The 25956-nt window shown below is 39.6% G+C and carries 24 protein-coding genes and 1 pseudogene; 9 read left to right on the forward strand and 16 right to left on the reverse strand.

The window, feature by feature from the left end; genetic code table 11:
* Positions 1-19 precede the first annotated feature (19 nt).
* The 3 genes from IEV17_RS13315 (at position 20) to IEV17_RS13325 (ending at position 1686) form a co-directional block, all read left to right on the forward strand.
* A complete protein-coding gene (locus IEV17_RS13315) occupies positions 20-682 on the forward strand; it encodes an elongation factor P hydroxylase (RefSeq protein ID WP_004663563.1) in 663 nt (220 codons plus the stop codon).
* 91 nt (positions 683-773) lie between these two features.
* Positions 774-1391: an L-threonylcarbamoyladenylate synthase gene (locus tag IEV17_RS13320; protein ID WP_004663566.1), complete on the forward strand. Its 618-nt coding sequence runs from the start codon at positions 774-776 to the stop codon at positions 1389-1391.
* A gap of 25 nt (positions 1392-1416) precedes the next feature.
* The gene (locus IEV17_RS13325) at positions 1417-1686 is read left to right on the forward strand and encodes a hypothetical protein (protein WP_004663567.1); all 270 of its coding nucleotides are present in this window, start codon (positions 1417-1419) and stop codon (positions 1684-1686) included.
* Positions 1687-1689: 3 nt separating this feature from the next.
* Here IEV17_RS13325 and IEV17_RS13330 read toward each other — a convergent pair whose 3' ends face one another.
* Positions 1690-2412, reverse strand: a complete 723-nt coding sequence (locus IEV17_RS13330; protein ID WP_004663569.1) for a GNAT family N-acetyltransferase — start codon at positions 2410-2412, stop codon at positions 1690-1692.
* Between the two features lie 245 nt (positions 2413-2657).
* Here IEV17_RS13330 and IEV17_RS13335 point away from each other — a divergent pair, with 245 nt between their 5' ends.
* From IEV17_RS13335 to rluB, 3 genes are read left to right on the forward strand one after another with little or no spacing between them, the layout of a single operon-like run.
* Complete coding sequence (locus IEV17_RS13335) at positions 2658-3452, forward strand: segregation and condensation protein A (RefSeq protein WP_004663571.1); 795 nt, start codon at positions 2658-2660, stop codon at positions 3450-3452.
* On the forward strand, positions 3449-4048 hold the full coding sequence (scpB, locus tag IEV17_RS13340) for an SMC-Scp complex subunit ScpB (protein WP_004663573.1): 600 nt from the start codon (positions 3449-3451) through the stop codon (positions 4046-4048). The genes IEV17_RS13335 and scpB overlap by 4 nt, the downstream gene beginning before the upstream one ends.
* Before the next feature lie 40 nt (positions 4049-4088).
* A complete protein-coding gene (rluB, locus tag IEV17_RS13345; protein ID WP_004663574.1) occupies positions 4089-5039 on the forward strand; it encodes a 23S rRNA pseudouridine(2605) synthase RluB in 951 nt (316 codons plus the stop codon).
* A gap of 53 nt (positions 5040-5092) precedes the next feature.
* Here the strand turns inward: rluB and IEV17_RS13350 are convergent, their stop codons facing one another.
* From IEV17_RS13350 to IEV17_RS13405, 12 genes are all read right to left on the reverse strand, one after another.
* Positions 5093-6826, reverse strand: a complete 1734-nt coding sequence (locus tag IEV17_RS13350) for an ABC transporter ATP-binding protein (protein WP_004663575.1) — start codon at positions 6824-6826, stop codon at positions 5093-5095.
* A gap of 13 nt (positions 6827-6839) precedes the next feature.
* Complete coding sequence (locus tag IEV17_RS13355; protein WP_004663576.1) at positions 6840-7982, reverse strand: ABC transporter permease; 1143 nt, start codon at positions 7980-7982, stop codon at positions 6840-6842.
* A gap of 10 nt (positions 7983-7992) precedes the next feature.
* Positions 7993-8931 carry an ABC transporter permease gene (locus IEV17_RS13360; RefSeq protein ID WP_004663577.1) on the reverse strand — a complete coding sequence of 313 codons (939 nt, stop codon included), beginning with the start codon at positions 8929-8931 and terminating at the stop codon, positions 7993-7995.
* A 12-nt stretch (positions 8932-8943) separates the two neighbouring features.
* Positions 8944-10962 (reverse strand): M3 family metallopeptidase, encoded by a 2019-nt coding sequence (locus IEV17_RS13365; protein WP_004663578.1) that lies wholly within the window; start codon positions 10960-10962, stop codon positions 8944-8946.
* Between the two features lie 67 nt (positions 10963-11029).
* A complete protein-coding gene (locus IEV17_RS13370; protein WP_004663579.1) occupies positions 11030-12844 on the reverse strand; it encodes an ABC transporter substrate-binding protein in 1815 nt (604 codons plus the stop codon).
* Positions 12845-12854: 10 nt separating this feature from the next.
* Positions 12855-14642 carry an ABC transporter substrate-binding protein gene (locus IEV17_RS13375; RefSeq protein ID WP_051063529.1) on the reverse strand — a complete coding sequence of 596 codons (1788 nt, stop codon included), beginning with the start codon at positions 14640-14642 and terminating at the stop codon, positions 12855-12857.
* 162 nt (positions 14643-14804) lie between these two features.
* Positions 14805-15470: a hypothetical protein gene (locus IEV17_RS13380; RefSeq protein ID WP_004663581.1), complete on the reverse strand. Its 666-nt coding sequence runs from the start codon at positions 15468-15470 to the stop codon at positions 14805-14807.
* A 235-nt stretch (positions 15471-15705) separates the two neighbouring features.
* Positions 15706-16347: a dethiobiotin synthase gene (bioD, locus tag IEV17_RS13385; RefSeq protein ID WP_004663583.1), complete on the reverse strand. Its 642-nt coding sequence runs from the start codon at positions 16345-16347 to the stop codon at positions 15706-15708.
* Positions 16344-17096 (reverse strand): malonyl-ACP O-methyltransferase BioC, encoded by a 753-nt coding sequence (gene bioC, locus IEV17_RS13390; RefSeq protein WP_004663586.1) that lies wholly within the window; start codon positions 17094-17096, stop codon positions 16344-16346. Before bioC ends, bioD begins: the two co-directional genes overlap by 4 nt.
* On the reverse strand, positions 17093-18247 hold the full coding sequence (locus IEV17_RS13395; protein ID WP_004663590.1) for an 8-amino-7-oxononanoate synthase: 1155 nt from the start codon (positions 18245-18247) through the stop codon (positions 17093-17095). The genes bioC and IEV17_RS13395 overlap by 4 nt, the downstream gene beginning before the upstream one ends.
* Entirely contained in the window at positions 18234-19529 is a 1296-nt protein-coding gene (bioA, locus tag IEV17_RS13400) for an adenosylmethionine--8-amino-7-oxononanoate transaminase (RefSeq protein ID WP_004663592.1), read from the reverse strand. The genes IEV17_RS13395 and bioA overlap by 14 nt, the downstream gene beginning before the upstream one ends.
* Positions 19530-19817: 288 nt before the next feature.
* The gene (locus IEV17_RS13405) at positions 19818-20540 is read right to left on the reverse strand and encodes an alpha/beta hydrolase family protein (protein ID WP_004663594.1); all 723 of its coding nucleotides are present in this window, start codon (positions 20538-20540) and stop codon (positions 19818-19820) included.
* 195 nt (positions 20541-20735) lie between these two features.
* Here IEV17_RS13405 and IEV17_RS13410 point away from each other — a divergent pair, with 195 nt between their 5' ends.
* Entirely contained in the window at positions 20736-21314 is a 579-nt protein-coding gene (locus IEV17_RS13410; RefSeq protein ID WP_004663596.1) for a peroxiredoxin, read from the forward strand.
* Between the two features lie 52 nt (positions 21315-21366).
* Here IEV17_RS13410 and ftn read toward each other — a convergent pair whose 3' ends face one another.
* Complete coding sequence (gene ftn / locus IEV17_RS13415; RefSeq protein ID WP_004663600.1) at positions 21367-21831, reverse strand: heteropolymeric bacterioferritin subunit Ftn; 465 nt, start codon at positions 21829-21831, stop codon at positions 21367-21369.
* Positions 21832-22183: 352 nt separating this feature from the next.
* Between ftn and IEV17_RS13420 the strand changes: the two genes are divergently transcribed.
* Positions 22184-23239 (forward strand): SDR family oxidoreductase, encoded by a 1056-nt coding sequence (locus IEV17_RS13420; protein WP_004663601.1) that lies wholly within the window; start codon positions 22184-22186, stop codon positions 23237-23239.
* Positions 23240-23302: 63 nt separating this feature from the next.
* On the opposite strand, the gene IEV17_RS13425 is transcribed toward IEV17_RS13420, so the two are convergent.
* On the reverse strand, positions 23303-24223 hold the full coding sequence (locus IEV17_RS13425) for an alpha/beta hydrolase (protein ID WP_004663604.1): 921 nt from the start codon (positions 24221-24223) through the stop codon (positions 23303-23305).
* A 149-nt stretch (positions 24224-24372) separates the two neighbouring features.
* Here IEV17_RS13425 and IEV17_RS13430 point away from each other — a divergent pair, with 149 nt between their 5' ends.
* On the forward strand, positions 24373-24903 hold the full coding sequence (locus tag IEV17_RS13430) for a TetR/AcrR family transcriptional regulator (RefSeq protein WP_004663606.1): 531 nt from the start codon (positions 24373-24375) through the stop codon (positions 24901-24903).
* Between the two features lie 33 nt (positions 24904-24936).
* On the opposite strand, the pseudogene ligA reads toward IEV17_RS13430, so the two are convergent.
* A pseudogene (gene ligA, locus IEV17_RS13435) lies at positions 24937-25947 on the reverse strand (NAD-dependent DNA ligase LigA); the annotation flags it as partial.
* Positions 25948-25956 lie beyond the last annotated feature (9 nt).

Raw genomic sequence — 25956 nt, forward strand, 5'->3', positions numbered from 1 at the left:
AACTCGTGGTAACACAGCAATGCATCTGTTGCAGCCGCAACTTGAAGTAACAACTTCATCACTTGTTAGCCCCCATTCAATCACTGCTCCTATGTTAACACCAGATCAAGTGCAACGCTCATCTTGGCAAAAGTTAACAACAGAACTAGAACAGGTTGATTGGCTTATTTTACACTTTAATGATTGGTTTTCCCACCATAATGTCACGCTTGTTAAAGGTGATTTTGAACCAGAATATTTCCCAGCCATAAATCAACAGCCTGCAAAAATCCAATTTGCACATGGTTTCTTTAACAGTGCCTTACATGAAATTAGTCATTGGAGTATTTCAGGTGAAAAACGTCGCCTTTTACCTGATTTAGGTTATTGGTATGCACCCGATGGTCGTACTGCAGAACAGCAAGCTTTATTTGAACAAGTTGAAATTAAGCCTCAAGCCATTGAATGGTTATTTGCAACAGCCTTTGGTCGAAAGTTTCGTGTCTCTTTAGATAACTTAACGGGTGATAGCGGCAATGGGACACAATTTAAAGATAATGTTTTTGCTCAAGTACAACGTTATTTTTCAGGTGAAGCCATTTTGCCACGAGATGCTGCACATTTTATTCACTATATCTGTGTTTGTACTCGTAATGGCTTACCATTACAACTAAATGAATTTAAACGTGAATTACTTGATTGAATGACAAAATTAACACATCTAAGACTTGCATCTTTACTAGAACAAGTTTCATACTTAATTCAGCCATAAAGATCAGGGAGTTACAATAATAATGTTACATTTACATATTCATCCTGAAAATCCACAGGCTCGCTTAATCACACAAGCTGTTGAACGTATTCGTGCAGGTGATGTGGTGGTTTATCCAACTGATGCAGCCTATGCGATTGGTTGTCAGATTGGGAATAAAAGTGCGATGGAGCGAATAGCTCAAATTCGTGGCTTAGGTCCTAAACATCAATATGCAATTATGTGTTGTGATTTATCTGATATTGCAACTTATGCAAAAGTCGATAATGCGATGTACAGACTGTTAAAAGCCAATACCCCTGCTATTACCACATTTATTTTACCTGCTACCAGTGAAGTGCCTAAGCGCTTAATGCACCCAAAGAAAAAAACAATTGGTCTGCGCATTCCAAGTAATCCTGTTGCACAAGCTTTATTAAAAGAACTTGGTGAACCGTTATTAACCAGTACATTGATCTTGCCTGATCAAAAAGATCCCCTAGATGATCCATACGATATTGAAAATCAGCTCGGTAAACGGATTGATGTGTTTATTGATAGTGGTTTTGGGACTTTATCAACCACCAGTATCGTGGATTTATCTGGAGAAAATCCTGAAATTATCCGTCGTGGTGTTGGTGATGTCAGCGCTTTTGAATAGATCTCAAATTCAAATAAAGTAGAAAATGGATTTATTTCAAGTTTTACTAAACATCTATGATTATCAAGATGATCAAACAATCTATGTCATTGAACCTTGGCTTTTAGAATCAACAGCTATTGTTTTAAAAGAGCCACCCGAAGGATTAATACAAGTGAAGCATAACAGCTCAATTTTTGAATATTTTTTAGAGGTATTTGTTGTAAAAGAAATATTGAAAAATCTAGAGCAGCAAAACTTGTGCCTTCGAGACCAATGTCTACATATTATTGAATATGCAATTTATGATGCTTAGTATTTAGTTGAATGATACAAAGTCTGAAAGTCGTTGTTTCTGAAAACCGTGTTCATCAAAATTATCAGGACTCAGCCATTGCTGATAAGCATTTTTTAATTCCGACCACTCATCATCAACAATCGAAAACCATGCAGTATTTCGATTTCGTCCTTTTATGATCCGATCTTGGCGAAATAAGCCTTCATACTGAAAACCGAAACGTAAAGCAGCAGCTTTAGAAGGCGCATTACAATCATCACATTTCCATTCAATACGTCTAAAACCATGTGCAAAACATTGTTCTAGCAGTAAAAAAATTGTTTCAGTTGACGCCTTTGATTTTTTCATTTTATGTGAAAAATAAACATTACCAATCTCAATCACGCCATGCCCAAGCCTCGGATTTAACAATGCAACCCAACCTTGTATCTCTTCAGCAACTTGAATTAGAAAGTGAGTGGAATCTTTAAAGCCGAATAAGTTGTCTAATGAATCTTTTAAGCTATGTTGGCTATGTGGGGCAGAATATGGCAGATAAGTCCAGCATTGCTCATCGGGTTCTGTGGATACAGCTTCCCATAACTGTTCTGCGACCTGATTCGTAATTCCATCTGCTACATCAATCAACTGAACGTATTGTCCAAATAAATTTCCTTGCACGGGTGAAGCTGTCACATTTTCTTCAAACGAAAAACCTATCGTTTGTCCGAACTGATTCTGTTGTGTTTTTAAATAATTTTTCATGGTGACTTATAATTTAGAAATGCGATGTTTAATGACCAATTTAAGCATAAGATTTTTATATCATCCATATTCGCTTGTATAAGTATAGAAAATACCCTGAGAACTTTAAGGTTTTTGTAAGTGAGTAATTTATTAAATGAAGGATTTCGATTAGAATAGGCTTGCTTATAGCATGTGTCACTTTCTTGAACACAAAAAAATCATCCTTTCATGCTTTTGAAAATTCGCGTGGCTTATAAACGGTAATGAATCAAATTCTTCCTTCGACCTTGGAATTAATTCCTTCCATTCGTGTGCTTGACGAGTGGCAAGAAGTCATACCTGAAGATTTGTACATTCCACCTGCCGCATTTGAAATTTTACTGGAGCAGTTTGAAGGGCCATTAGACTTTCTGATTTATTTGATTCAGAAAAATGGCTTTGATCTTTTACAACTCGATATCTCTCCAATCGCAACACAATATCTATCCTACATGGATAGTATGAAGTCTTTGAATATCGAATTAACTGCAGATTATATGGTTATGGCAGCACTACTCGCTGATTTGAAATCACGATTATTGCTTCCAAAACCAACTCTAGTTGATCAATTTGAAAAAGATCCTAAACAAGAATTGATTGATCGTTTAGAAACATACCTCCGTATTAAGCAAGCAGCTGAACGATTGGGGCAAATGCCAATTTTTGAAAGAGATACTTTTAGTGCCAATGTAAGTATTGGACATATTGCTCCAATTTATGAAGGTTATGATGTCGATGCCTTACGTGATGCACTATTTTGTGTGTTTAATCGTCCAGAACCGATCACACATATTGTTGCGCAGGAACCAGTACTGCTCGAAGAACGTATAGCATTTATTGAAGGCCAACTTGCATCAGGTCAAGCATTAAGTTTTATGGAATTATTAAATCCTATGCAAGGTCGTATGGGCATGGTGGTGACTTTTATGGCAGTGCTTGAACTCACGCGCCAGCAAAAAATTCAAATCATCCATACAGGTATTGAAGCTCCTTTAACAGTTCAAGGCATTGCAGCATGAGTTTAGATCCATTTGACACCAATGAAGGAATGTCACTTGAAGATATTCATCACGATGTCTTATTACAGATTGAAGCAATTTTGTTCGCTAGTGACTCACCAGTTTCACTTGCACGACTAAAAGAAGCATTTCAAAACCAATATAATAAACAACAATTACGTCATTTTTTGCAGCAACTTGCGATGTTACAACATGGCCGTTCAATTGAGTTAATTGAGACGGCTCAAGGGTTTCGTTTTCAGGTGCGAGCAAAGTATCGCAATATTATTGCGCAGGTTTGGCCAGAACGCCCAACCAAATTATCGCCCTCGCTACTCGAAACAGTCGCAGTGATTGCGTACCATCAGCCTGTTACACGTGCTGATATTGAACAGATTCGTGGTGTATCGAATAATAGTCAGATCTTGAGAAACTTATTTGACTGGAACTGGATCAAAGAATCTGGTTTTAGAGATTTACCTGGAAGACCTGCGTTGTTAGTCACAACGCCCCAATTTTTAAATGCATTTGGTTTAGCTTCGCTAGGTCAATTGCCTCCCCTGCAGAACGCCAAGGAAGCATTCATGACACTCGATGCACATGCACCGAAGTCTTGAGAGGTGAACTGTTGATCATTATGTCTAAGGTTGTGCTGTCATGAGTGAAAAATTACAAAAGGTTTTAGCGAGAGTCGGGTTAGGCTCACGTCGCTATATGGAGGAAGTCATTGCTGCTGGTCGCGTCAGTATCAATGGAAAAATTGCTCAAGTGGGTGAACGTATTGAACCTACAGATGAACTCCGTATCGATGGTCGTAAAGTTCAGTTTCAGGTTGAAGATGAAATTCGCCGCCGTGTTCTCATTTACTATAAACCAGAGGGTGAAATTTGCTCACGCAATGATCCTGAGAAACGTCCAACTGTATTTGATCATTTGCCTCAAATCGCAAATGACCGTTGGGTAATGGTAGGGCGTCTGGATATTAACAGTACTGGTTTATTGTTATTCACGAATGATGGTGAACTTGCTAACCGTTTAATGCACCCTTCAAACGAAGTTGAGCGTGAATATGCGGTACGTGTGATGGGTGAAGTCACGCCACAAATTCGCAATAACATGCTGAAAGGTGTTGAGCTTGAAGATGGTCCAGCCAAATTCGAATCATTCTCTGAAATTGGCGGTGAAGGTATCAACCGTTGGTATCAAGTTGTGGTTAAAGAAGGTCGTAATCGCGAAGTACGTCGTATCTTTGAATCCCAGAGCTTAAAAGTGAGCCGCTTGTTACGTACCCGTTATGGCACTGTCATTTTGCCACGTGAATTACGTACAGGCCGTTGGATGGAATTAGATAAAACAGATATCGACAATTTAGCGAAATCAGTTGAATTAAAACCACGTCAAGGTACTGGCTTATTCGGTATGGCGAAACGTCGTACAGAAAAAATGGCAGAAAAACCATTGGCTGCACGTCGTGGTGGTTATTTACGTCAGCAACGTCGTGATGATGAACAAGATCAGCAACAGCAACAGCAACGCCCAAGCGGTAATGGCAACAATAACAATGGTCGTAAAACCATTGGTTTTAATAAAGGCTTTAAGAAGTTCTAATTCTTGGCTTTAAAGTAAAAAAACGCTCTAATTAGAGCGTTTTTTTATTGGCTTCAAGCTTGCTGAACAATGCCTTTCGGGATCGCATTCAGCAGTTTCTTGGTATATTCATGTTGTGGATGTAAATACAACTCATCCGAATTGGCAATTTCAACCAATTCCCCATGATTCATCACCATCACTTGGTCTGAAATATATTTCACTACGGATAAATCATGCGAAATAAAGATATAACTCAGACCAAATTCATCCTGTAGATCTTGCAATAAATTCAATACTTGCGCCTGCACCGAAACATCTAAGGCAGAAACGGATTCATCACAAATCAAAATCTCTGGTTTTAAAGTCAAGCAACGTGCAATCGCAATCCGTTGTCGCTGCCCACCTGAAAACTCATGCGGATAACGATCATAAGCTTGTATTGGTAAGCTCACCCTTTCCAATAGCTCGAGTGTAATTTTCTTGCGTTCAGCATCATTCTGTCCAATACCATGAATCCGCATCGGCTCCAATAAAATCTGACCAATGGTAAAGCGTGGATTGAGTGAAGCATATGGATTCTGGAAAATAATTTGAATTTTACGCTGATACTGTGAAAATTCTTTCTCAGTCATGGCAAGAATATCTTTGCCACCAATCAAAGCCTGCCCACCTGTCGCCTCATGCAAACGCATTAACAATAGGCCAATGGTGGTTTTCCCAGAACCAGACTCTCCAACCAAACCTAAAGTCTTGCCTTTAGCCAGTTGGAAAGAAACACCTTTTACGGCCTGAAATTCATCACTTCCCCATAGTCCTTTACGGCTATAAAACGATTTTTTCAGATCTTTGACTTCTAAAACAATGGTTTCTTCACCAGTGAGTCCTCGCGACCGTTGTTTCAGATTTAATTCGGACAAATTGGTTGCTTCAATCAGTTGTCCATTTTCGTCCTGCTTCATAAAATCACTGGTCACAGGTAAACGGTATGGACGTGTTGAAAGTTGCGGACGGCAATGTAGCAAAGCACGGGTGTACACATCTTTCGGTTGTTCCAACACTTGCTCAACAGCGCCACATTCACGGATTTCACCATGACGCATCACGATCACTTCATCAGCAATTTCACCAACCAGTGCTAAATCATGGGTGATGAACAGCATCGACATTTCATGGCGTTGTCGTAGTGATTCCAACAAATCAATGATTTGCTTTTGAATGGTGACATCTAATGCCGTGGTTGGTTCATCCGCAATCAATAATTTTGGTTCACAGGCGATTGCCATCGCAATCATGACCCGTTGCTGCTGACCACCAGAAAGCTGACTTGGATACGCATCTATTTTTGTTTCAGGTGCTGGAATACCGACTTCTCGAAGTAACTCAAGCACTCGTACTCTAGCCTGCTTGCGTCCCATGCCTAAATGAATGCACAGCACTTCGGCAATCTGATCACCTACGGTAAATACAGGATTCAATGAAGACATCGGCTCTTGGAAAATCATGGCAATCTCCCTACCACAGATTTTCCTAATCTCTTTTGCAGATAAATTCAGTAAATCCTTACCCTCAAAAGTAATACGACTTTGCGCTGCAATTTGACTTTGTCCTTTCGGTAATAAACCCATTACCGCCAAGGAAGTAACTGATTTACCACTGCCTGACTCACCGACCAAAGCCACGGTTTTATTTTTAGGAATTGAAAATGAAATTCCTTTAACTGTTTCGATCCATTGTTTATTTTCGCCTTTAAAGCTGACCCGAAGATCGTCTACCTGTAATAGCGGTGTTTCATTTTGAGGTTGCATAATTTTGTCTCCGCTATTTCAACTTAGGATCTAAAGCATCACGCAATGCATCGGTAAACATGGAGAATGCTGTGACCAGAATAACCATTGCAATCGATGCCGCAGCCAGTTGCCACCATTTGCCCAAAATCAATTCACTTTGTGCCTCATTCAGCATACTGCCCCATGACACCACCCCCACAGGTACGCCAAAACCAAGGAAGCTCAGAATCACCTCTGATTTGATAAATGACACCACCAGAATCGAAATTTGAACCAACGCGATATGACTGACATTCGGAAAAATATGCACAAACATACGGCGTAAATGGCTGACACCAATGGCTTTTGCGGCAAGCACATATTCACGCGATTTATGCTTCATATATTCGGCACGAATCAGACGAAATACCCCAGTCCAACCCGTTAGACCTAAAATCAGCACAATCGATAGAATGCCCTTTTGTTGGAGCACCGCAGCAATGGCCAATACCAATAATAAATAAGGAATCGAAGTAAAAATGTTGTAGAACCAGTTCAGAACATCATCCACCCAACCACCGAAATAACCTGCAATCGCACCCAAGAAAGTACCAATCACTACAGCCAATAAAGCGGATAACAAACCGACCAGAATTGAGGTTTCAGCACCTTTAATGGTTTTGAGCAGGATATCCTGCCCCCACTTATCTGCCCCAAAAGGCAACGTGGTTTTTAACTCTTGTTTTTGATCAAGTAGATGCCCACCGAGCTGTTGATCAATTTGCTGCATATCCTCTGCCAAAGGATCAACCACACCATAATTATCAATGACTGAGCCACCTTGTTGTTCAGCCTGAATTTCGGCATTGAACTGTTGAATCACATCTTTCAATGGATCAACTGGATTTTCAGGTAATGCCTCTATCTTCTGGCTACTGTCTTTAATTTGATCTGACTCAATATCCGCCCCTAAAAATGTCGGTGGCGCGTAGCTGACTGCGACTTCTTTATTCCAGTTGGAAGCAATCACGCCTGTCATTGATAACGCGAGCAGGATGAAATAAAACAGCACCACCAAGAAAGAAACCACGGCGATTCGATCTGATTTCAGTCGATTCAATGCAAGCTGCCATAACCCTGTTGAAGCAGATGATTCATTTAAAGAGGTTTTGCCTTTAAAAATTGTACTGAGCATCGTCATCCCCTTACTTCAACTGTACGCGAGGATCGAGGAGCTTATAAATCAGATCGGCAATCAAGTTAAAAATCATGGTCACAACAGCGATATATACGGTAATCGCTTTAATTACAGGGAAATCACTACGCTCAACCGCAATAATAATTTCACGCCCGATGCCCGGAATACCAAAGAAACGTTCAATCAAGAAAGCACCAATCAGTAAGGCAGGCAGACTAGCCATCACTTCAGTGACAATTGGAATCGATGCATTACGCAATACATGCACACCTAGTACCCGAGACTCCCCCACACCTTTGGCACGCGCAGTCCGCACATAATCCTGATTAATTTCATCCAGTACAAAACTACGATACAAACGTAAAGTTGGGGCAATACTCACCACCAACATGATTAAGATCGGCAGCAATGCATAATGGAATAAATTTTGACTAAAATGATCACTCCAGCCCTGTACAGGGAACCAACTCAGTTGATAAGCAAGCACATACTGAAAAACAATGATATACACCAAAATACTGATCGACATGCCGATGGTACATAGCATCATTACTATACGATCTGTCAGTGATCCACGAACTGAAGCAACCGCTAAAGCAAGGATAATTGAAATCACTGTTTGTAAAATCGTGAGCGGAATCAATAAAGTCAGTGAAGGCCCTAAACGGGTCAGGATAATCTGTGATACAGGCTCTCCCGTACTCCAACTCGCACCATAATCGAAAGTCAGGATCTGTTTAATAAAAATCCACAGCTGCACATAGTAGGGCTGATCAACGCCCAATTGTTTACGGATGTTTTCGATTTGCTCTGGGCTAGACATTTTCCCTGCCAAAATATATGCAGGATCGCCCCCCACCCAGTTAAACAAGAAGAAAATCAGCAGAATGACGCCCAACATGGTCGGGATCATTTGCCATAATCTACGCACGACATAAGCAAGCATAATGGCAAATCCTTATTTGACCCGTTGACCTGTAATTTCACTAAAGAAAGCTTTGTTATCTGGTTCTCTGCCTAAGAAATCTTTGACCAGTTGTGCCGCATTTTTTTGACTGCCTTGTGACAGAATGGTTTGGCGGTAGCGTTGCCCCACCTCTGAGTTATTTAAATTATCACCAAAAGCTGACAACATATCGAGCGCCAAGACTTCAGACCACATATAGCCATAATAGCCCGCTTGATAGCCCATCAGATGTCCAAACTGCCCAGGAAATTCAGTCGTTGGGACATAGTCCAATGCGGTTGCTGATTCCATTTTTTTCCAAACTGCCATCGGCTGTACTTTCAGTGCATCAGCGCCATGCAATGCCATATCATATTGTGCATAAAGCGTTTGACGTGCATACCCTAATCCACGTCCATAATTATGCACAGCTTTTAATCGTCCAATCAGTGCATCATCCACTCTCGGACAAGCAGGATCACAATAGTCAGCGACTTTAGATAAAGTTTCTTTACGGCGCGCCCATTCTTCATACATTTGCGATGGTGCTTCAACAAAATCACGCTCTACAGATGTTCCTGACTGACCCGAATAGCGGGTTTTTGACAAAATTCCATGTAAAGCATGACCAAACTCATGCACAAAAGTTTCAAGCTCATTGCTGTTTAAACCTTTACGATTAAAATTGGTCACTAATACTGAGATTGGTTTACGTTTACTCAGCGTACTGCCACCATATACGCCCCATACTGCTGCATGACCATATTTACCTTCACGTGGGAACTTATCCATATATAAGCTACCCAATATCTCACCTGTTTTTTGGTCTACAACATCGTAATATTCGACTTCTAGTTGCCACGTATCCACTTTGGCAGCTTTAAACTGAATACCATACAAATTCTCAGAAATTGCAAACAACCATTTCTGTGCGGCGAGTGTTGGGAAATAATCACGCAGTTTTTCTTGGTCAATCTGGTACTTATCTTTGCGTAGTTTTTCGCTCCAATACCCCACATTCCAACGATTAATTTCAGCTTTATCCAAAGAGGCATTTAAAGTTTTTGCTTTAAATGCACGTAACTCATCCACTTCTTTTTGCTCTAACGGTGCCACGACTTTATGCACATCAGCCAAAAAGTTATTGACTGTTTTTGGCGTTTTCGCCATACGTTTCTTTAATGCCCAATCGGCATAACTTGGCTGACCAAATAACTGTGCCAGTTCATAACGTAAATCGATAATCTGTTTAAGGAGGACTAAATTCTTTTCTGTACCACGACGTGTAAATGCCGTTTGATAACGTTTTCTTGCATCATCACTGTCTGAAAGTTCCATAAAAGGTTGATATTCAGGATATTCAAAACCCAATAAATAATTGCCTTTATCATTTTTCTTTAAGCCTGAAATATAACTTTCAGGTAGTCCCTTTAATTCGGCTGGTGTGAATTCTAATTTTTCAGGATTGTCGCGGACATTACGAGAGAACTCTTGCGAAAGTTTGGTGAGCTCATCCAATATATGTTTTAAACGTGCTCGTTTTTCAGGTACAAGCTGCACGCCTGTATCTTCAAATTGATCAAGAATATCTTGACGATATTTACGATCAATTGGATCTGTTGTTTTGATATTTTTAATCCGTTGATACAATTTTGGGTTCTGATAAATTTCAGTCTGCAACTGATTGATTTTTACTTCACAATCATCAGCAGCCTTACGAAATTCCGTATCGGGATCCACATTGCTATATAAGCTAATTGGTCCTGCGAAGTCTTCAAAACTCGCCATCAATTGATCCCATTCAGCTAGAATAGGTGCAGCTGTAGATTGCGGTTGAATAGATTGTTTTTCTAATTGAGAAATACGCTGTTGTAACTTTTGTAAATTCGCATCACACCATTCTGCACTATCATTCAGTTTGAAAAGAGGTAGAGTCGCAGTTGTATTCTCTGCCCATACACCTTGGCTCATCCCTGTCATTACCATAGATAACAGACCCAGCGTCGATTGTTTCAACATGTTCTTCGCCATTATTATTTCTCTCCAATTTAATTTCATTCATATATTGTTTAGGTTTCTCACGAACCTTCTTTCGACACTATGGTTTGTTTTGTTGAATATCGATGTACATCCACTCTGCGGGCAGAATTGGATGCTTTTTATAGCCAATCACTCGAGGTTGTGCCACGACAGTACGGTAACGAGTCGACATAAATTGTACAGGGGCATAAAACTCTAAAAGACGTGATATTTTACGATAGAGCAGATCACGTTCAGGGCCATCAGCAAGTTTCAATGACTGTTCATATAAACGATCATATTCTGGCAATTTAAAACAAGTATGGTTGGTAGCATGAATATTGTTGCCATAAAACAACTGTACAAAATTGTCTGCATCAGGATAATCTGCAATCCAAGCAGAAGCTTTAAACATGGTTTTACATTGTTTTTCAGCCTTTAAACCTTCTGCAAAAGGCACAGGTTTAGAGACCATATTGACTTTGATATTGGCTAATTCTTTCTTTAACAGTTCAGCCATCTGCATACTGCGTGCACTACTACTCGATGGCATAAATTCAATCACCAGTGGCTTGCCATTCGGCAACATCCGCCAACCATCTTTGCCCACTTTGTAGTTATAACGATCAAGTAATAAATTTGCTGCTTTGACGGAATAAGGTATGCTGCTTTTATAATTGGGATCATGCCCCGCGATACCATAAGGAATTGGTGATTCTAATTTTTTGGCATTGCCTTTGGCTAGAATGTTGATAAATTTCTCTTTGGAAATTGCCATTGCCATTGCACGGCGCAAAGCAATTTTCTCCTTACTGAAACCACCCACCACAGGATTTTGTATATTCCAATACAAATAATCAATCGAAGGGTCAGCAATACGTGAAAGTTGAATGCCTTTCTTGGCTAATTCTGGCTTTAACTGACCGTCTTTTAAAGCTTGTGCAGGTAATTCACCATCTAAAGTAAATATATCTAGCCCATCTTTTTGGAACGATAACCATCCTGACTGTGATTCTTCAATCACCTGAATATCGACCACACCAATCTGCGGCATTTTTTTGCCTTGCATTTGCTGTACGATTTTCTGATCTTCAGGATTGGTCGCTTTAAAATTCCATGTGTAACCGCGATAATCAGGATTTGCTTTCAAAATAATACGCGAACCTGGTGTCCATTGTGCGAGAACATAAGGACCTGTCCCCACAGGATGTCCCATCGCATAGCCTGCTTTATCACGATAATGTTCAATCACTTCACGAGCGACTGCACCCGTTGGCTGATGTGCAAGTAGCATTGGAAAATTATAATTTGGTTCTTTTAATCGAATCACCAAAGTATAACGATCTGGTGTTTGTAGCCCTGCAATCGGCTGATCGTAATTAAATTTTCCATTTTTCGTTGCTTGCTGGATAGCACTATCCATTCCTGAGATACGTCCCTCAAACAACCAACTGTTGGGTGAATGTAGATTTGGATCGAGCAAACGTTTAAAAGAATAGGCATAGTCTGCTGCAGTTAATTCTCTCGCTTTGCCTTTAAATACAGGATCAGGAGTAAAATAAATCCCTTTTTTTATTCGAATGGTATAGGTCAAGCCATCGGTACTTACTTCTGGCAAAGCCACCGCCGTATTTGGAACAAGTTTTGCGGGTGAAGCTAAATAATCATAGGTATATAACGTTTCAAACACTGAATACAAAATATGTGCTGAATATAAATCTTGTACAGCAACAGGATCAAATCCAGTTTCAGCCACTGGAAAAGCATAACGTAACACTTTATTCGGATTAGCTGGGCTTTTTGCTTGTGTATAAGATGCACCTAAACTTAATGTTGTGCCCAATACCAGAGCTAGAGCATGACTTGGCATCGAATATTTAAAATTTTGCTTCATCCTGAACTCGTTATTTATTTTGCTGTGAGGGCACAATATCTAAATATTGCCAATTGGTATTCATAATGGGATGCGCTTTAAATCCCTGAACCTCTGGTTGAATCACCCAGTTTCTAATGCGTGTATCTTGCAAAATCCAAGGATTATCGGCTTCAACTTGTCGACTCATTTTTTCATAGAATAGCGTGCGTTGATCAGGCGCTAATTTCATCGCTTGCTGATATAAGCCATCATAAGCAGCCGATTTATAACATGATTGATTTCCACGACCAATATTTGCACCGTACAATAACTGAGTAAAATTTTCGCCCTCAGGATAGTCTGCATGCCATGCGCCACTCCACATCATATATTGACATTGAGTTGCTGCTTTTAAGTTATCGGCAAAATTACTCACTTTAAACTCAGCTCGTATCCCTATCGCATCTAAATTTTTCTTCCAAAGTTCAGAATACATTACTGAAGAAGAACCACTTTCTGTATTGATTTTTAAAGTTAAAACCTTGCCATTTGGAAAACGACGATAGCCATCCGTTCCTTTTTTATAGCCAAAATGATCAAGCAATTTATTGGCTAAAACAGGGTTATAACCAACACTACTGCGATAATTCGGGTTATGCCCATTCACACCTGCAGGCACTAACATTTCAGCCCTAACAGCCTGCCCTTTTCTTAGAATGCGAATATATTCATTCAGATTAAAAGACATCGCAATTGCACGTCTTAACGCGACCTTATCTAAGCTATTTCCGCCAACAATAGGATCACGCATATTGAACATGGTATAAGTGACTTCTGCCTCTTTGTTGGCATAAAGACTAATCCCTTTTTGTTGCATCGCAGCATTCAATTGATTGTTTTGATCTAACGCTTTAGGGATAGCGCTTGAAGTTAAAGTATCGAAATCCAATTGTTTCGATTGAAATGCTAACCAGCGCGATTGTTCTTCTTCAATAATACTAATATTCACTTTGCCAATTTGCGGCATACGCTTACCACTCATTTGCTTGACGAGTTGGTTATCCCACGCTGTACCTGTCGATTTAAAATTCCAAACAAAACCTCGATAATCTGGATTGGCAATCAGTTCAATCTTGCTACGCGGGACATATCGACTCAGCATATAAGGTCCTGTTCCAACAGGATGCATGCCTAACTGATCTTTATAATATTCAACTACTTCTCTAGCCGTCGCTCCAAATGTGCTATAGGCAAGAATATAAGGAAAATTATAATCAGGTTGGGTCAGCTTAAATTGAATTGTATATCTATCTAAGGCTTTTACACCTTCAATCTTAGCATCATAATTAAAGCGCCCTGTTTTATTGGCTTGCTCAACCAAAGCATTTGCCCCAACTAATTTGTTATCAATAAAAGAAAAAGATGGTGCATGATTTTTAGGGTCTAAAATGCGCTTAATCGAATAAACATAGTCTTCTGCAACCAACTCCCGACGCTTTCCTTTGAAGGCTGGATCATCGGTAAAGTAAATGCCTGACTTTATTTTAAAAGTATAAATTTGCCCATTTTTTTCAATGATAGGTAAGCTCTGAGCAGTTGCAGGAACTAATTTCACTGGATTTGCTAAATAATCATATTGAACCAAGCGTTCAAAAATCACATCAGCAACATTACCGCTATAGAAATTAAAGGTTTTGACCATATCAAAGCCATCATCAGGCGCAGGAAAAGCAACACGAAGCACTTTTTCTGCTTGAGCAGGCGTTTTTGCAAATCCAATCGGCATCGCTACAACAATAGTTGATACCAAGGCAACCCTAAAAAATATTGACTTCAACTCAATGCTCACATCATTGTTTTTTAATAAATACTCGACTTTAAGATTGTATTCAACCGTAGATACAAACTTGATTTAACTATTTAATAATTCAGTATTTTTATCAAATCATTATTTCTTTTGAAAAGTTTAACAAGCAATCAAAACATACTCTTGTTTTATCTATTTTATTTCATTGATCACAATTGGAATCAGTTTACTGCCCACCTTATAGCCTTGTGGTTTGTTATTACATGCATCTCCTGTGACAGTCGTTCGAATCACATAAGGTGAATAAGGCATCACATTTAAATAGCCTGAATTTTCTCGCCCTGTACGACAATCTTCTTCTCCTAACTTTTCATCGTACCGTCCGTTATAAGAAGATTCTTCGACCTCCGCAATCAGCTTACTTGTCCATTGAGTGAAATAAACCAAACTTTTACTCGATTCGACTGTGCCTTGTCCTGAACCTGCACTTTCGATTTCGATCAGTTGAATCGGTTTGCCTTTATAAACGGTTGGATGCACTTTAAAGCTATTCGATTGACCACCAAACTCCTTTAAAATTCGAGATTGTTTTAATTTTGGACGGGTTAATACATAGCCAGCCCAAAAATTACGTCCTGCATTTTCAAAACTCACACCCGATAGATAAGCTTCTTCTCCCGAGATCAATTTCACTGTTTCGGTAGAATCGATCTGAATGGCTTGAGGTGGGTTGGCATTTGAATCCTGAAAGTTAGTAATCCAACTGATGATGGTTTTATCTGTGGGTACATCAGCATGAGTTGTCGAGATTAGGCCTGATAGGCACAGAGCCATACAAATAAAATTATTTTTATCCATTGTTAGTCACCTTAAATTTATTAGTTAAATGGCTTCCAAAATCTATTAGCTATCGTGACGGCGGCATGGATGCCGCCCGTAGGGCTGCGGTATAAGGATATACCGTCAGCCCTACAAAGGATTTTTGTTACTTTTCATCCTTGAAAAGTAAGACCATGCGGTATTCATTTGAGAAAACTCGGGAAGACACTGCGGTTTCCCCTATTGAATAAAATTCTAAACTTAATGAATTAAATTAGAATTTTTCCAATTCAATCCATTGAGCATCAGGAAAATGCTTTGCCAAATAAGCTTTTAAATAATCTGCGGTATCTTTCGAAATAAGTGGATCTTTCGACTCATCCTTTAAGTTATACACCAAAGTATGCAAACTCAAACCACGCTGCTTTAATGCCTCTAAACTCAATAAAGTATGATTAATACTGCCCAAACGTCCTGAAGTCACCAAAATCACAGGAAATTGATGCTGAGCAATATAATCAATGGTCAACAACGCTGTGGTTAAAGGCACCATCAAACCGCCAGCCCCTTCTAACAACACCACCTCAAATCGCTGCGCCAATTCTTTAGTCGCTGCTTCGATCTTGGAAAAATCCAGATCACGCCCATCCAAACATGTGGCTAAATGCGGCGAGGCAGGATAAGTAAAAATTTCAGGCATGGTCAGCTTTTCATGATCTTCCTGAAACCAGCCACTGCCCATAATTTCACGATGCTTTTCGATATCTTCGGAGATATCTACATTCCCCGTTTGTACTAATTTTTGGGTAATGACACGCTGTCCCTGTTCAGTCCAAAGCTTGGCGAGATAACCTGTGGCATACGTTTTACCAATTTCAGTATCAATACCACTGACAAAATAAATTGCTGCACTCATGCTGTTCTCCACGCAATCACATAAATCGGGTGATAAGTCAGGCGAAAACCCTGCTCATCATAAAACTGTTGATAATCTGAATAAAACTGCTGCAAGGATTGCTTGGTCCAGCGATGCGATTTCGCTGTTGCAGTCACGCCAGTTGCTTTCAAATGCTGCAATACCGATTTGGGATGATCAAAATAAACCTGCTTATGATCTTGCTGTATCCATAGAATTTCAAAGCCTTGCTGTTCAAGCTGTCGCTTTAAAGATTCTAAGCCAACATAATTTAAGCCCTGTCCAGTCAGCTGTTTAATTTCAGTGAGATTATCTGGCCCAAAAGTAGAAAACCCGAAGTACGCATTCGGCTTTAACGCAGCATAAATCCGTTGCAATAAAGCAGGTAGATCAAGCATCCACTGTAATGCCGAACTGGAAAGCACTGCATCTAAGGACTGCGGTAAATTCAGTTGTTCAATATCTCCGATCAACCAATTTACATGTTTAAAATTGAGAAAATGCTGATCCACATCTGCATATAAATCATTTAAAAACAGTTGCTCAATTTGAAAGTGGGATTGGAGTAAGTGGGTGAGATTGCCCGAACCACAGCCAATCTCAAGCACAGAGGCTAAGTTCTGCGGACAATACACTTTAAGGTATTCAAATAACTGCACACTAATCTGTTTCTGTACCACAGCATGTTCGACATAGCTTTGCCCTGCTTTGGCAAAACGTTGGGCAACCAGTGCTTTATTGATGCTCACAAAAACTCCACCAATTGTTGCAATTCATTTTTTTGCACCAAAGAGGTTAATGAAATTCGCAGGCGTGAACTATTTTGTGGCACTGTTGGTGGGCGTACTGGCATAGCATAAAAACCTTGTTGTTGTACATAGCGTGCTTTTTCAATGGCCGCTTGGCTTTCACCTACGATAACTGGAATGATATGACTGCTCGATGGGCTTGAAAAACCTTTTGCAATCACCGCTTGCTGTAAATACTGACTGATCTCGGCCAAGTGCTGACGCTGTTGCTGCATGCTCAATACTTTATTAAAAATAAAATCTGACCATGCCATTGAGATCGGTGGTAATGCGGTACTAAAAATCAATGGACGCATCTTATTAATGAGATAGTCACGGATAATCGAATCACAAATGATATAGCCACCCACCGAGGCAATTGCTTTGCCAAAGGTTCCAACCAAAAAGTCAATCTGATCCAATACGCCATATTGTTCAGCACAACCCAGACCTTGCTCCCCCCTGACCCCAATCGCATGAGCTTCATCGACATACAACATGGTTTTGGCAAAGCGTTGCTTTAACTGCGCCAAGGCTGCTAAATTCGTCTCGTCGCCATCCATACTAAAAATACTTTCAGTCACCACAATAATGCGTTCAACTTGCTCATCTTGGTGATACTTTTGCAATAATTGTTCCAGATGTTGCAAATCATTATGACGATAACGAATATATTGAGCAGTCGACAGACGAATCCCATCAATCATACTGGCATGCACCAGCTTATCGGCCAAAACCACGGTTTTACTATCACACAAAGCAGGCAAAATACCGATATTCATGTGGTAGCCACTATTAAAGAGTAAGGCAGCACGACCAAAGGCTTTGCTTAGGCTATTTTCAAATTGTTCATATTCTGCAAAATTACCCGTCAGTAAGCGTGAAGAAGATGAACTAAAGAGCGCTCGTTCAATTTTTAGCGTATCCAGAAATTCTTCTCTTAAACTTAAATCAGCGGCCAAGCCTAAATAATCATTGGATGCTAGATTCAACATGCTTCGATCTTGAATCGTGATCCATCGTCCAGATTGCTGATTTGCAGTGAATTGACGGAAATTACCCTGTTGCTTAAGTAAGTCAAGCTGCTCGGCATAATGATCAAGCAAGGACATTGGCATTTACTCCTTGCATATTTTTTACCACTTCACTCATCTGTGTTAATAAATAATGGAGTTCATCATCGCTAATCACATACGGCGGCATCACATAGACCAATTTTCCAAATGGTCGTACCCAAATACCCCGTTCAACGAACTGTTGCTGCAAGGTTTTCATATCAACATTAGTGGTTAATTCAACCACGCCAATCGCCCCTAAAACCCGTACATCCGCAACGTGGTCAAGCTGGGCTAAATCGGTTAACTGTTCAGTCAGAATCTTTTCAATTCGTTGAATATTGGCTTGCCAATCCTGTTCCACCAGCAGTTGAGTACTTCTTAATGCAACCGCACAGGCCAGTGGATTCGCCATAAAGGTTGGGCCATGCATAAACACACCCGCTTCACCACGACTAATGCTTTCAGCCACTTGTTTAGTGGTTAGAGTTGCTGACAGCGTCATATAGCCGCCTGTTAAGCCCTTTCCAATACACATAATGTCAGGTTCAACTTGCGCATGTTCCCAAGCAAACATTTTACCGGTGCGTCCAAAACCTGTAGCAATCTCATCAAAGATCAACAGCAAATTGTACTGCTCACATAAGGCCTTGGCTTGGCGCAAATATTCAGGATGATAAAAACGCATCCCTCCTGCACCCTGTACAATCGGCTCAATAATCAGGGCAGCAATACTGTGATGATGCTGTTCAATCTGTTGTGTGAGTTCTTGAATATCTTGTGGATTCCACTCCCCATCAAAACGACTTTGTGGCGCGGGAACAAAAATTCGATTGGGTAAACTGCTACCAAAAATCTGATGCATTCCTGTTACAGGATCACATACAGACATCGCATTCCAAGTATCACCATGATAACCAGAACGGGTGGTAATAAAGTTGGTTTTGGCTGGTCGATGCAATGCAGCCCAATACTGCACTGCCATTTTTAATGCCACTTCTACTGAAACCGAGCCTGAATCTGCGTAAAAAATCTTATCTAAATTGGGCGGCGTAATTTTTAATAATAATTTGCCTAACTCAATCGCAGGTTCATGGGTCAAACCACCGAACATGATATGCGCCATGTTCTGTAATTGATCTGAAACTGCTTGGTTTAGTTCAGGGTGGTTATAGCCATGAATCGCACACCACCATGACGACATGCCATCAACCAAAGTTCGCCCATCTTCTAATTCGATGGTCGCGCCATAAGCACGTTTGACTTTAAAGGTTGGCAATGGATTTAACATGGAAGTATAGGGATGCCATATATGTTCTAAATCAAATGAGTCTGTCATCCGTTATTTACTCTTCATCCTAAGCCAATTAAATTCATGGCAGTACCTACGATCATGGAGGCGGCATGGATGCCGCCTGTTAAGCTGTGGTATCAAGGATGTACCATCAGCTTAACAAGTGCCTTTGCTTACTTTGGGCGAAACCAAAGTAAGTCTAGCTGAAAGCTTATCCTGAAATTAAATTAACACTCAGCATGACTCCGCCCTAACAGATTTAAAATTTGTATGCATAATCTTAAACTTGTCAAAATCTAAAATAAATTGCGAGAACTCTCAATTCAAGCAAGATTAAACCGTGTATTGAATAAAATTTTCAATTTTTTGCACAGTCTGCTCCACCATAAAGCATGGAAAACCATGCGAAGCTCCATCAATCGAAATAACACATAGATTCTTTGCAGCTAAATCTTTAGTTTTTTGTATAACTTGGTAAGGAACCAAAGCATCATACTCTGCAAAGACATGTAACTGTCTGCCCTGATAATTTTCATACAACTCAACCAAGTTCAATTGCTCCAGCAACTGCAATCCCTGCCGAAGCAATGCAATCGGTTGTGGATTAATCAATCTCTGCATAGCCACGAAGTCTTTTTTTGCCGAACTTGTACCTTGACAGACCAATAAGCCAAACCGTTTTAGCGTGGTAATGGCATCCTGTTCAAATGATTGTTTAAATTGCATAAAGGTTTCTACAGGCATTGCTGCTGACCAATCTGCTTGAGCCACAAAACATGGATTCGACGCTAAAGTGATTAAAACTTTCTGTTCTGCATATTGTTGTTGTATTTGATTGACCAAGATTGTTGCCAGTTGTCCGCCAAGCGACCACCCCACAATTACATCATATTTAACCGCAAGTTCAACATGCTGTTGCAAGATATCACCATCCAGCGCATTAAAGATATTAAGCCGTTCAACGCTATATCCCTTTTGTTCTAAAGCCTCATGTAAAGGTTTTAATAATTCGGCACCACCGCCCCATCCCGTGATGAGTAGAATCCTATAATTCACGCGCTTGCTCAATTCCAAAAACCTGAATGCAGTATACTCTCCGATTTATACGAGTCATTATTTTCCTAATCCATCCCTTTTATTATGCTTTGCTCAAAAGACACCATAAAACAGATCAAAATTCTTTAAAGAATTTTCTAACCCATATGATTTCGAAATTTGCTAAAGTAGAGTTTATTACACTTTGAGATCAACATGATGAATACGATAAAGTCCAAAGTTATTATTTTATGCAGTTCGTTTTTTTTACTTGGTATCCCTAGCCTTAGTACAGCGCAAACTTCTATTTTTTCTAAGCAAAATACAGCTCAAAAAGAATGGGTGGGACAGTCTGCGCCAGATTTCAAACTACAAGATCAAAGTGGGAAATGGCACACTTTGAACCAATATAAAGGCAAGTGGATTGTACTTTATTTCTACCCTAAAGATGACACTGCGGGATGTACTCAAGAAGCGAATCAATTTAAATCACTTTATCCTCAATTCTTAAAATCGAATGCAGTAGTATTGGGTGTCAGCTTGGATGATGTTGCATCACACCAGAAGTTTTCACAAAAGCTCGGTTTACCGTTCCCAATCTTGGCAGATGAAAAAGGCGAACTTGCTGGAAAATTTGGCATTGTTAGAAACCTCGGGATTACAAAAATTGCTAAACGTGAGAGTTTCTTGATTAATCCTCAAGGTGCAATTATGTATCACTACACGAGTGTGAATACGCAAACGCATGCGGATCAAGTATTAAAAGATTTAAAAGAAGCCCAAACTAAAAGATAATTCATAAATAAAAAACTCAGCAGATGCTGAGTTTTTTATTTATTCGTAAATCTTAAATTTGCGATTGAATATAATTTTGCAAACCAATTAATTCAATTAAACGCAATTGTTTTTCTAACCAATACGTATGATCTTCTTCTGTGTCCGAAAGCTGCTGACGCAACATATCACGACTAATGTAATCACCTTTATCTTCACAAAGCTTAATGCCTGTCGCTAATTTTTCACGCACATGATATTCAAGTGCTAAATCAGCTTTTAAACAACTTACGACATCTGTACCCACATTGATGTCTTCACGATTCATATTAGGTTGAGCACCCAAAAATAAAACACGGCGAATGATTGAATCAGCATGTGAAGCTTCTTCTTGCATTTCATGATCAATACGCTCGTAAATTTTACTTAAGCCCCAATCTTCGTACATTCTTGAATGAATTAAATATTGATCACGAGCAGCCAATTCACCGCCAATGAGCATATTTAAATAGTCGATGACTTCTGGATTGCCACGCATAATACTTACTCCTATCGAATAATAATATTATGGTGAACTTAAATCATATTTGCAAAATTAAATTGTGTAAGTTTATGATTTTTATAAAATTAAAATGAGAAACATACGCATTTACAGTTTTAATTCGCCTAATTTATCTAAATAAAAGAAGCATTTGCATATCATTTTAACCTTTTAAAATAGATAATCTTATTGAAAATCATTTGTTTGATTTTTTGTAACGATTAGCAATGCTTCTTATTCCGAATATATTTTGATCAAAAAATCATAAAAAATGACAGCTCGGCTGTTGTTTGTTTGAACAAAATTCGGTAAATAACAGCAATCACAAAAACATAATGCGGAAATAACAATGGATAAAAGTAAGCCAATCTTGGTCACTGGTGCTACGGGTTATATTGCAGGCTGGATTATTGAACGACTGCTGAAGCAGGGTTACAACGTACATGCCACGGTTCGAGATCCATCTAAGAAAAATAAAATTCAGCACCTGTATGATCTAGCAGATAAATCATCAGGACAAATCCAGTTTTACCAAGCAGATTTACTCGAACCAAATTCCTTTGATGAAGCTATGCAAGGTTGTGAAGTTGTTATTCATACTGCATCACCTTTTGTAGTCACTAACTATAAAGATGCCGTCAAAGACATTATTGAACCTGCAGTTAAAGGCACAGAAAATGTCTTAGATAGTGTAAATCGTACAGAATCAGTCAAACGTGTGGTTCTCACTTCAAGTATTGCATCAACCTATGGCGATGCGATTGAGATCCAAAGTACAGCAAATAACGAGTTTGATGAAAGTCACTGGAACAATACGAGTAGTGAAACACACCAACCCTATCCATATTCAAAAGTCGCGGCTGAACGTAAAGCTTGGGAAATGGCCGAGCAACAAAATCGTTGGAGCCTAGTTTGTATTAACCCAGCGTTAGTGATGGGGCCATCACTCACTGATGCCAGTCAATCAGGCAGCATCGAAGTATTACAACAATTCGGTAATGGTACGACCTTATTTGGTGTGCCGCCGATGTGGAATGGAATCGTAGATGTCCGTGATGTTGCAGATGCGCATGTTGCTGCGGCACTAAATCCTAAAGCACAAGGTCGCTATATCATTTGTGGTGGCACATTAAGTCTGCTCGACATGGGCAAAGCCTTAACGCAAAAATTCGGTTATAGATACCCATTCCCACATTTCACTGTACCTAAAACAGCTTTTTCTTTAGTTGCACCCGTATTTGGTCATTCACGCCAATTTGTAAAACTCAATATGGGTTATCCAATCTACTTTAATTCAAAGCGTAGTGTAAATGAGCTAGGTATTCAATATCGTGATATTCGGGAAAGTGTTTGTGAGCATTTCCAGCAATTACTCGATGATGGTATTGTAAAAAAACGAGCTTAAAACCAAGAACCGTTCAAGTTTAATCGCTTGAACGGTTCTAATACTCTTTATGATCAGTGATATTTAACAGCAAATTAATTTCTTTAAGAACTCAAGTTGATACTGAATGTTTTGTTGAAAAATTGGTTCAAAATACGGCTCAAAATGATTCGCATCCAATAACTGATATTCAATATATGGATTATTTATTTTGTTGATTTTCTCGGGATCAAAAGGTGCAACAGAATCTCGAGTCGCACCAATCAATAAAGTCGGTATTTTAATGGTTTTTAAATGGCGAATCGGTCGATACATGCCAATTGTCAGCACTGAACGTGCAGTGACACGGTTATCATAATCATCAATAGACTTTCCTGCATCATTATAATTTTTCATAAAAAATGCATAAGCCTGATCACGATTCATCGTGGCAAATTGATGTTCGGGTGCGATCACAGGGATATAAGTCCGTGACGGAGATGGTAAATAATCCTGAATCACTTTTAAGCCAATTTTCAACATATCTTTAACAGGATTGGCAAGAACGGCTTGTACCCCATCTAACATTGGAACATGGGCAATCGTCCCTAAGAGATGGGGATATTTTGCTGCGAGATCAATCGCATGCCCACCACCAAAGGAAGTCCCCCAAACCACGATTTTATCTGCATCAATCTTTTCTAAATTCTGTAAATATTGAATCGCTTGCTCAGCTTCACGGACACGTAGCCATGGGGAAATTTGATTTCGAGGCATTCCCTCACTTTTACCCCAAGTCGAGTAATCAAAAGTCATGACGGCGTAACCGATTTGCATAAATGCTTGAACAAAAGGCAAAGTCAACAAATCTTGTGTTCCACCCCAACCATGCACCATCAAAATGACTGGATGTTTTTGTGCAGTCTCAGCATTTGGATAATATATTTTTGCAGCACATTTATTGCCATTAGGTGAATAAAAGCTTGCCTCTACACTTTGATCAAGCACATGTTGAAATGTTCCCATTAACTTATTTCCCAACTTATCTTAAATATCATTCAAGAAATATACTTAAATCTTAAATACCATTCAAGATAAGAATGAAATTATCTTCAAATTTCTAAAAATGATCAAATCGCTGTAAAATCAGTTCTGAAATATTTTGAGTCCACACAATGGCGCGCAATAAACGTATTATTCAAAACACGGATGAAAAGAAAGCTGAAATTATTGCCGCTGCACGGATGTTATTTCTTGAGATTGGCTACGATGCAACATCGATGTCCAAATTAGCAGCAACAGCAAAGATTACTCCTAATACGATTTATTGGTACTTTAAAGATAAAGATGAAGTGTTAACACAAGTTCTGAGTTCAGAACTGATTGAGCGCCTAAATGAATATCACAATCAATCTTTTGCTAACCATACTCAGCGCTTATTGTGGGTCATTCAACAACTGGAAAGTGTCAAGCACCTGATTACGACGGTACATAACCGTTTGAATTATTCTGAGGAAATTCGAGTATTACATGAAAACTTTCATAGAATTGTCGAAAGTCTATTGTATATAGAATTGCAAAAAATGGGCTTATCTGCAGCAAAAATAGATGCAACCACTCAAATCATCATTTTTACTATAGAAGGTATTTTGTCCCATCAGCTAACCGATGAAGCTAAATATCAAATCTGTGAACTTCTGATGTAAAAATTCATCCAGAAGTCCACACTATTGATTTCATCACACTGGATATTGCGCCAAAAAGTCTAAAAATTCTTGTTCATTCATCACTCGAATTTCTAATTTTTGTGCTTTATCCAATTTGCTTCCCGCTTTTTCACCAGCAACGACACATTTGGTTTTACTAGAAACACTACCACTGACACGTGCACCCAAAGCTTGTAACTTTTGTGTCGCCTCATCACGCCCCATGGTTTCCAGTGTACCTGTTACTACCCAGCTTTCACCATTCAATGGTTGACGTGTTGGTGCAGTCGGTGCATCCCAATGAATTCCTGCTGCCAATAAACGATCGAGTACTTCAATGTTATGTGGTGCTTGGAAAAAGTCAGCAATCCACTCCGCTGTAATATCACCGACATCAGGCGTTTTCTTGAGTGCTTCAACATCGGCTGCTTTCAAAGCATCCAAAGTTTGGAAGGTATTGGCTAACATGCGTGCTGTAGTTTCACCTACACCACGAATACCTAAGCCATAAATAAAACGTGCCAAGGTTGTTTTCTTACTTGCTTCGATTGCATCAATCAGATTTTGAACGGATTTTTCACCCATTTTCTCGATGGTCAATAAGGTGTCACGATGTTCATGCAAATGATAAATATCAGCGACATCTTTAAGTAAGTCGAGATGCAGAAGTGACTCTACCCAACGATCACCTAGGCCTTCAATATCCAAAGCTTTACGTGAAACAAAGTGACGAATGGCTTCAATCCGTTGTGCTGCACAATACAGACCACCCGAACAACGCGCAAGCGCCTCACCTTCTGGCATTACCACAGGTGATTCACATACAGGGCAATTCGTCGGAAGATTTACCATCTCCGCATCGGCAGGTCGGAACTCAGCCCAAACTTTCTCAACTTTTGGAATCACATCGCCAGTACGATAGACGCTGACAGTATCGCCTACACGCACATCTAAACGATGGATTTCACCAATATTGTGTAAGGTCACATTAGATACCGTTACACCACCAACAAAGACGGGCGTTAAACGTGCAACTGGGGTAACCACTAAATG

This window comes from Acinetobacter modestus (genome assembly GCF_014636095.1).
Taxonomy (GTDB): domain Bacteria; phylum Pseudomonadota; class Gammaproteobacteria; order Pseudomonadales; family Moraxellaceae; genus Acinetobacter; species Acinetobacter modestus.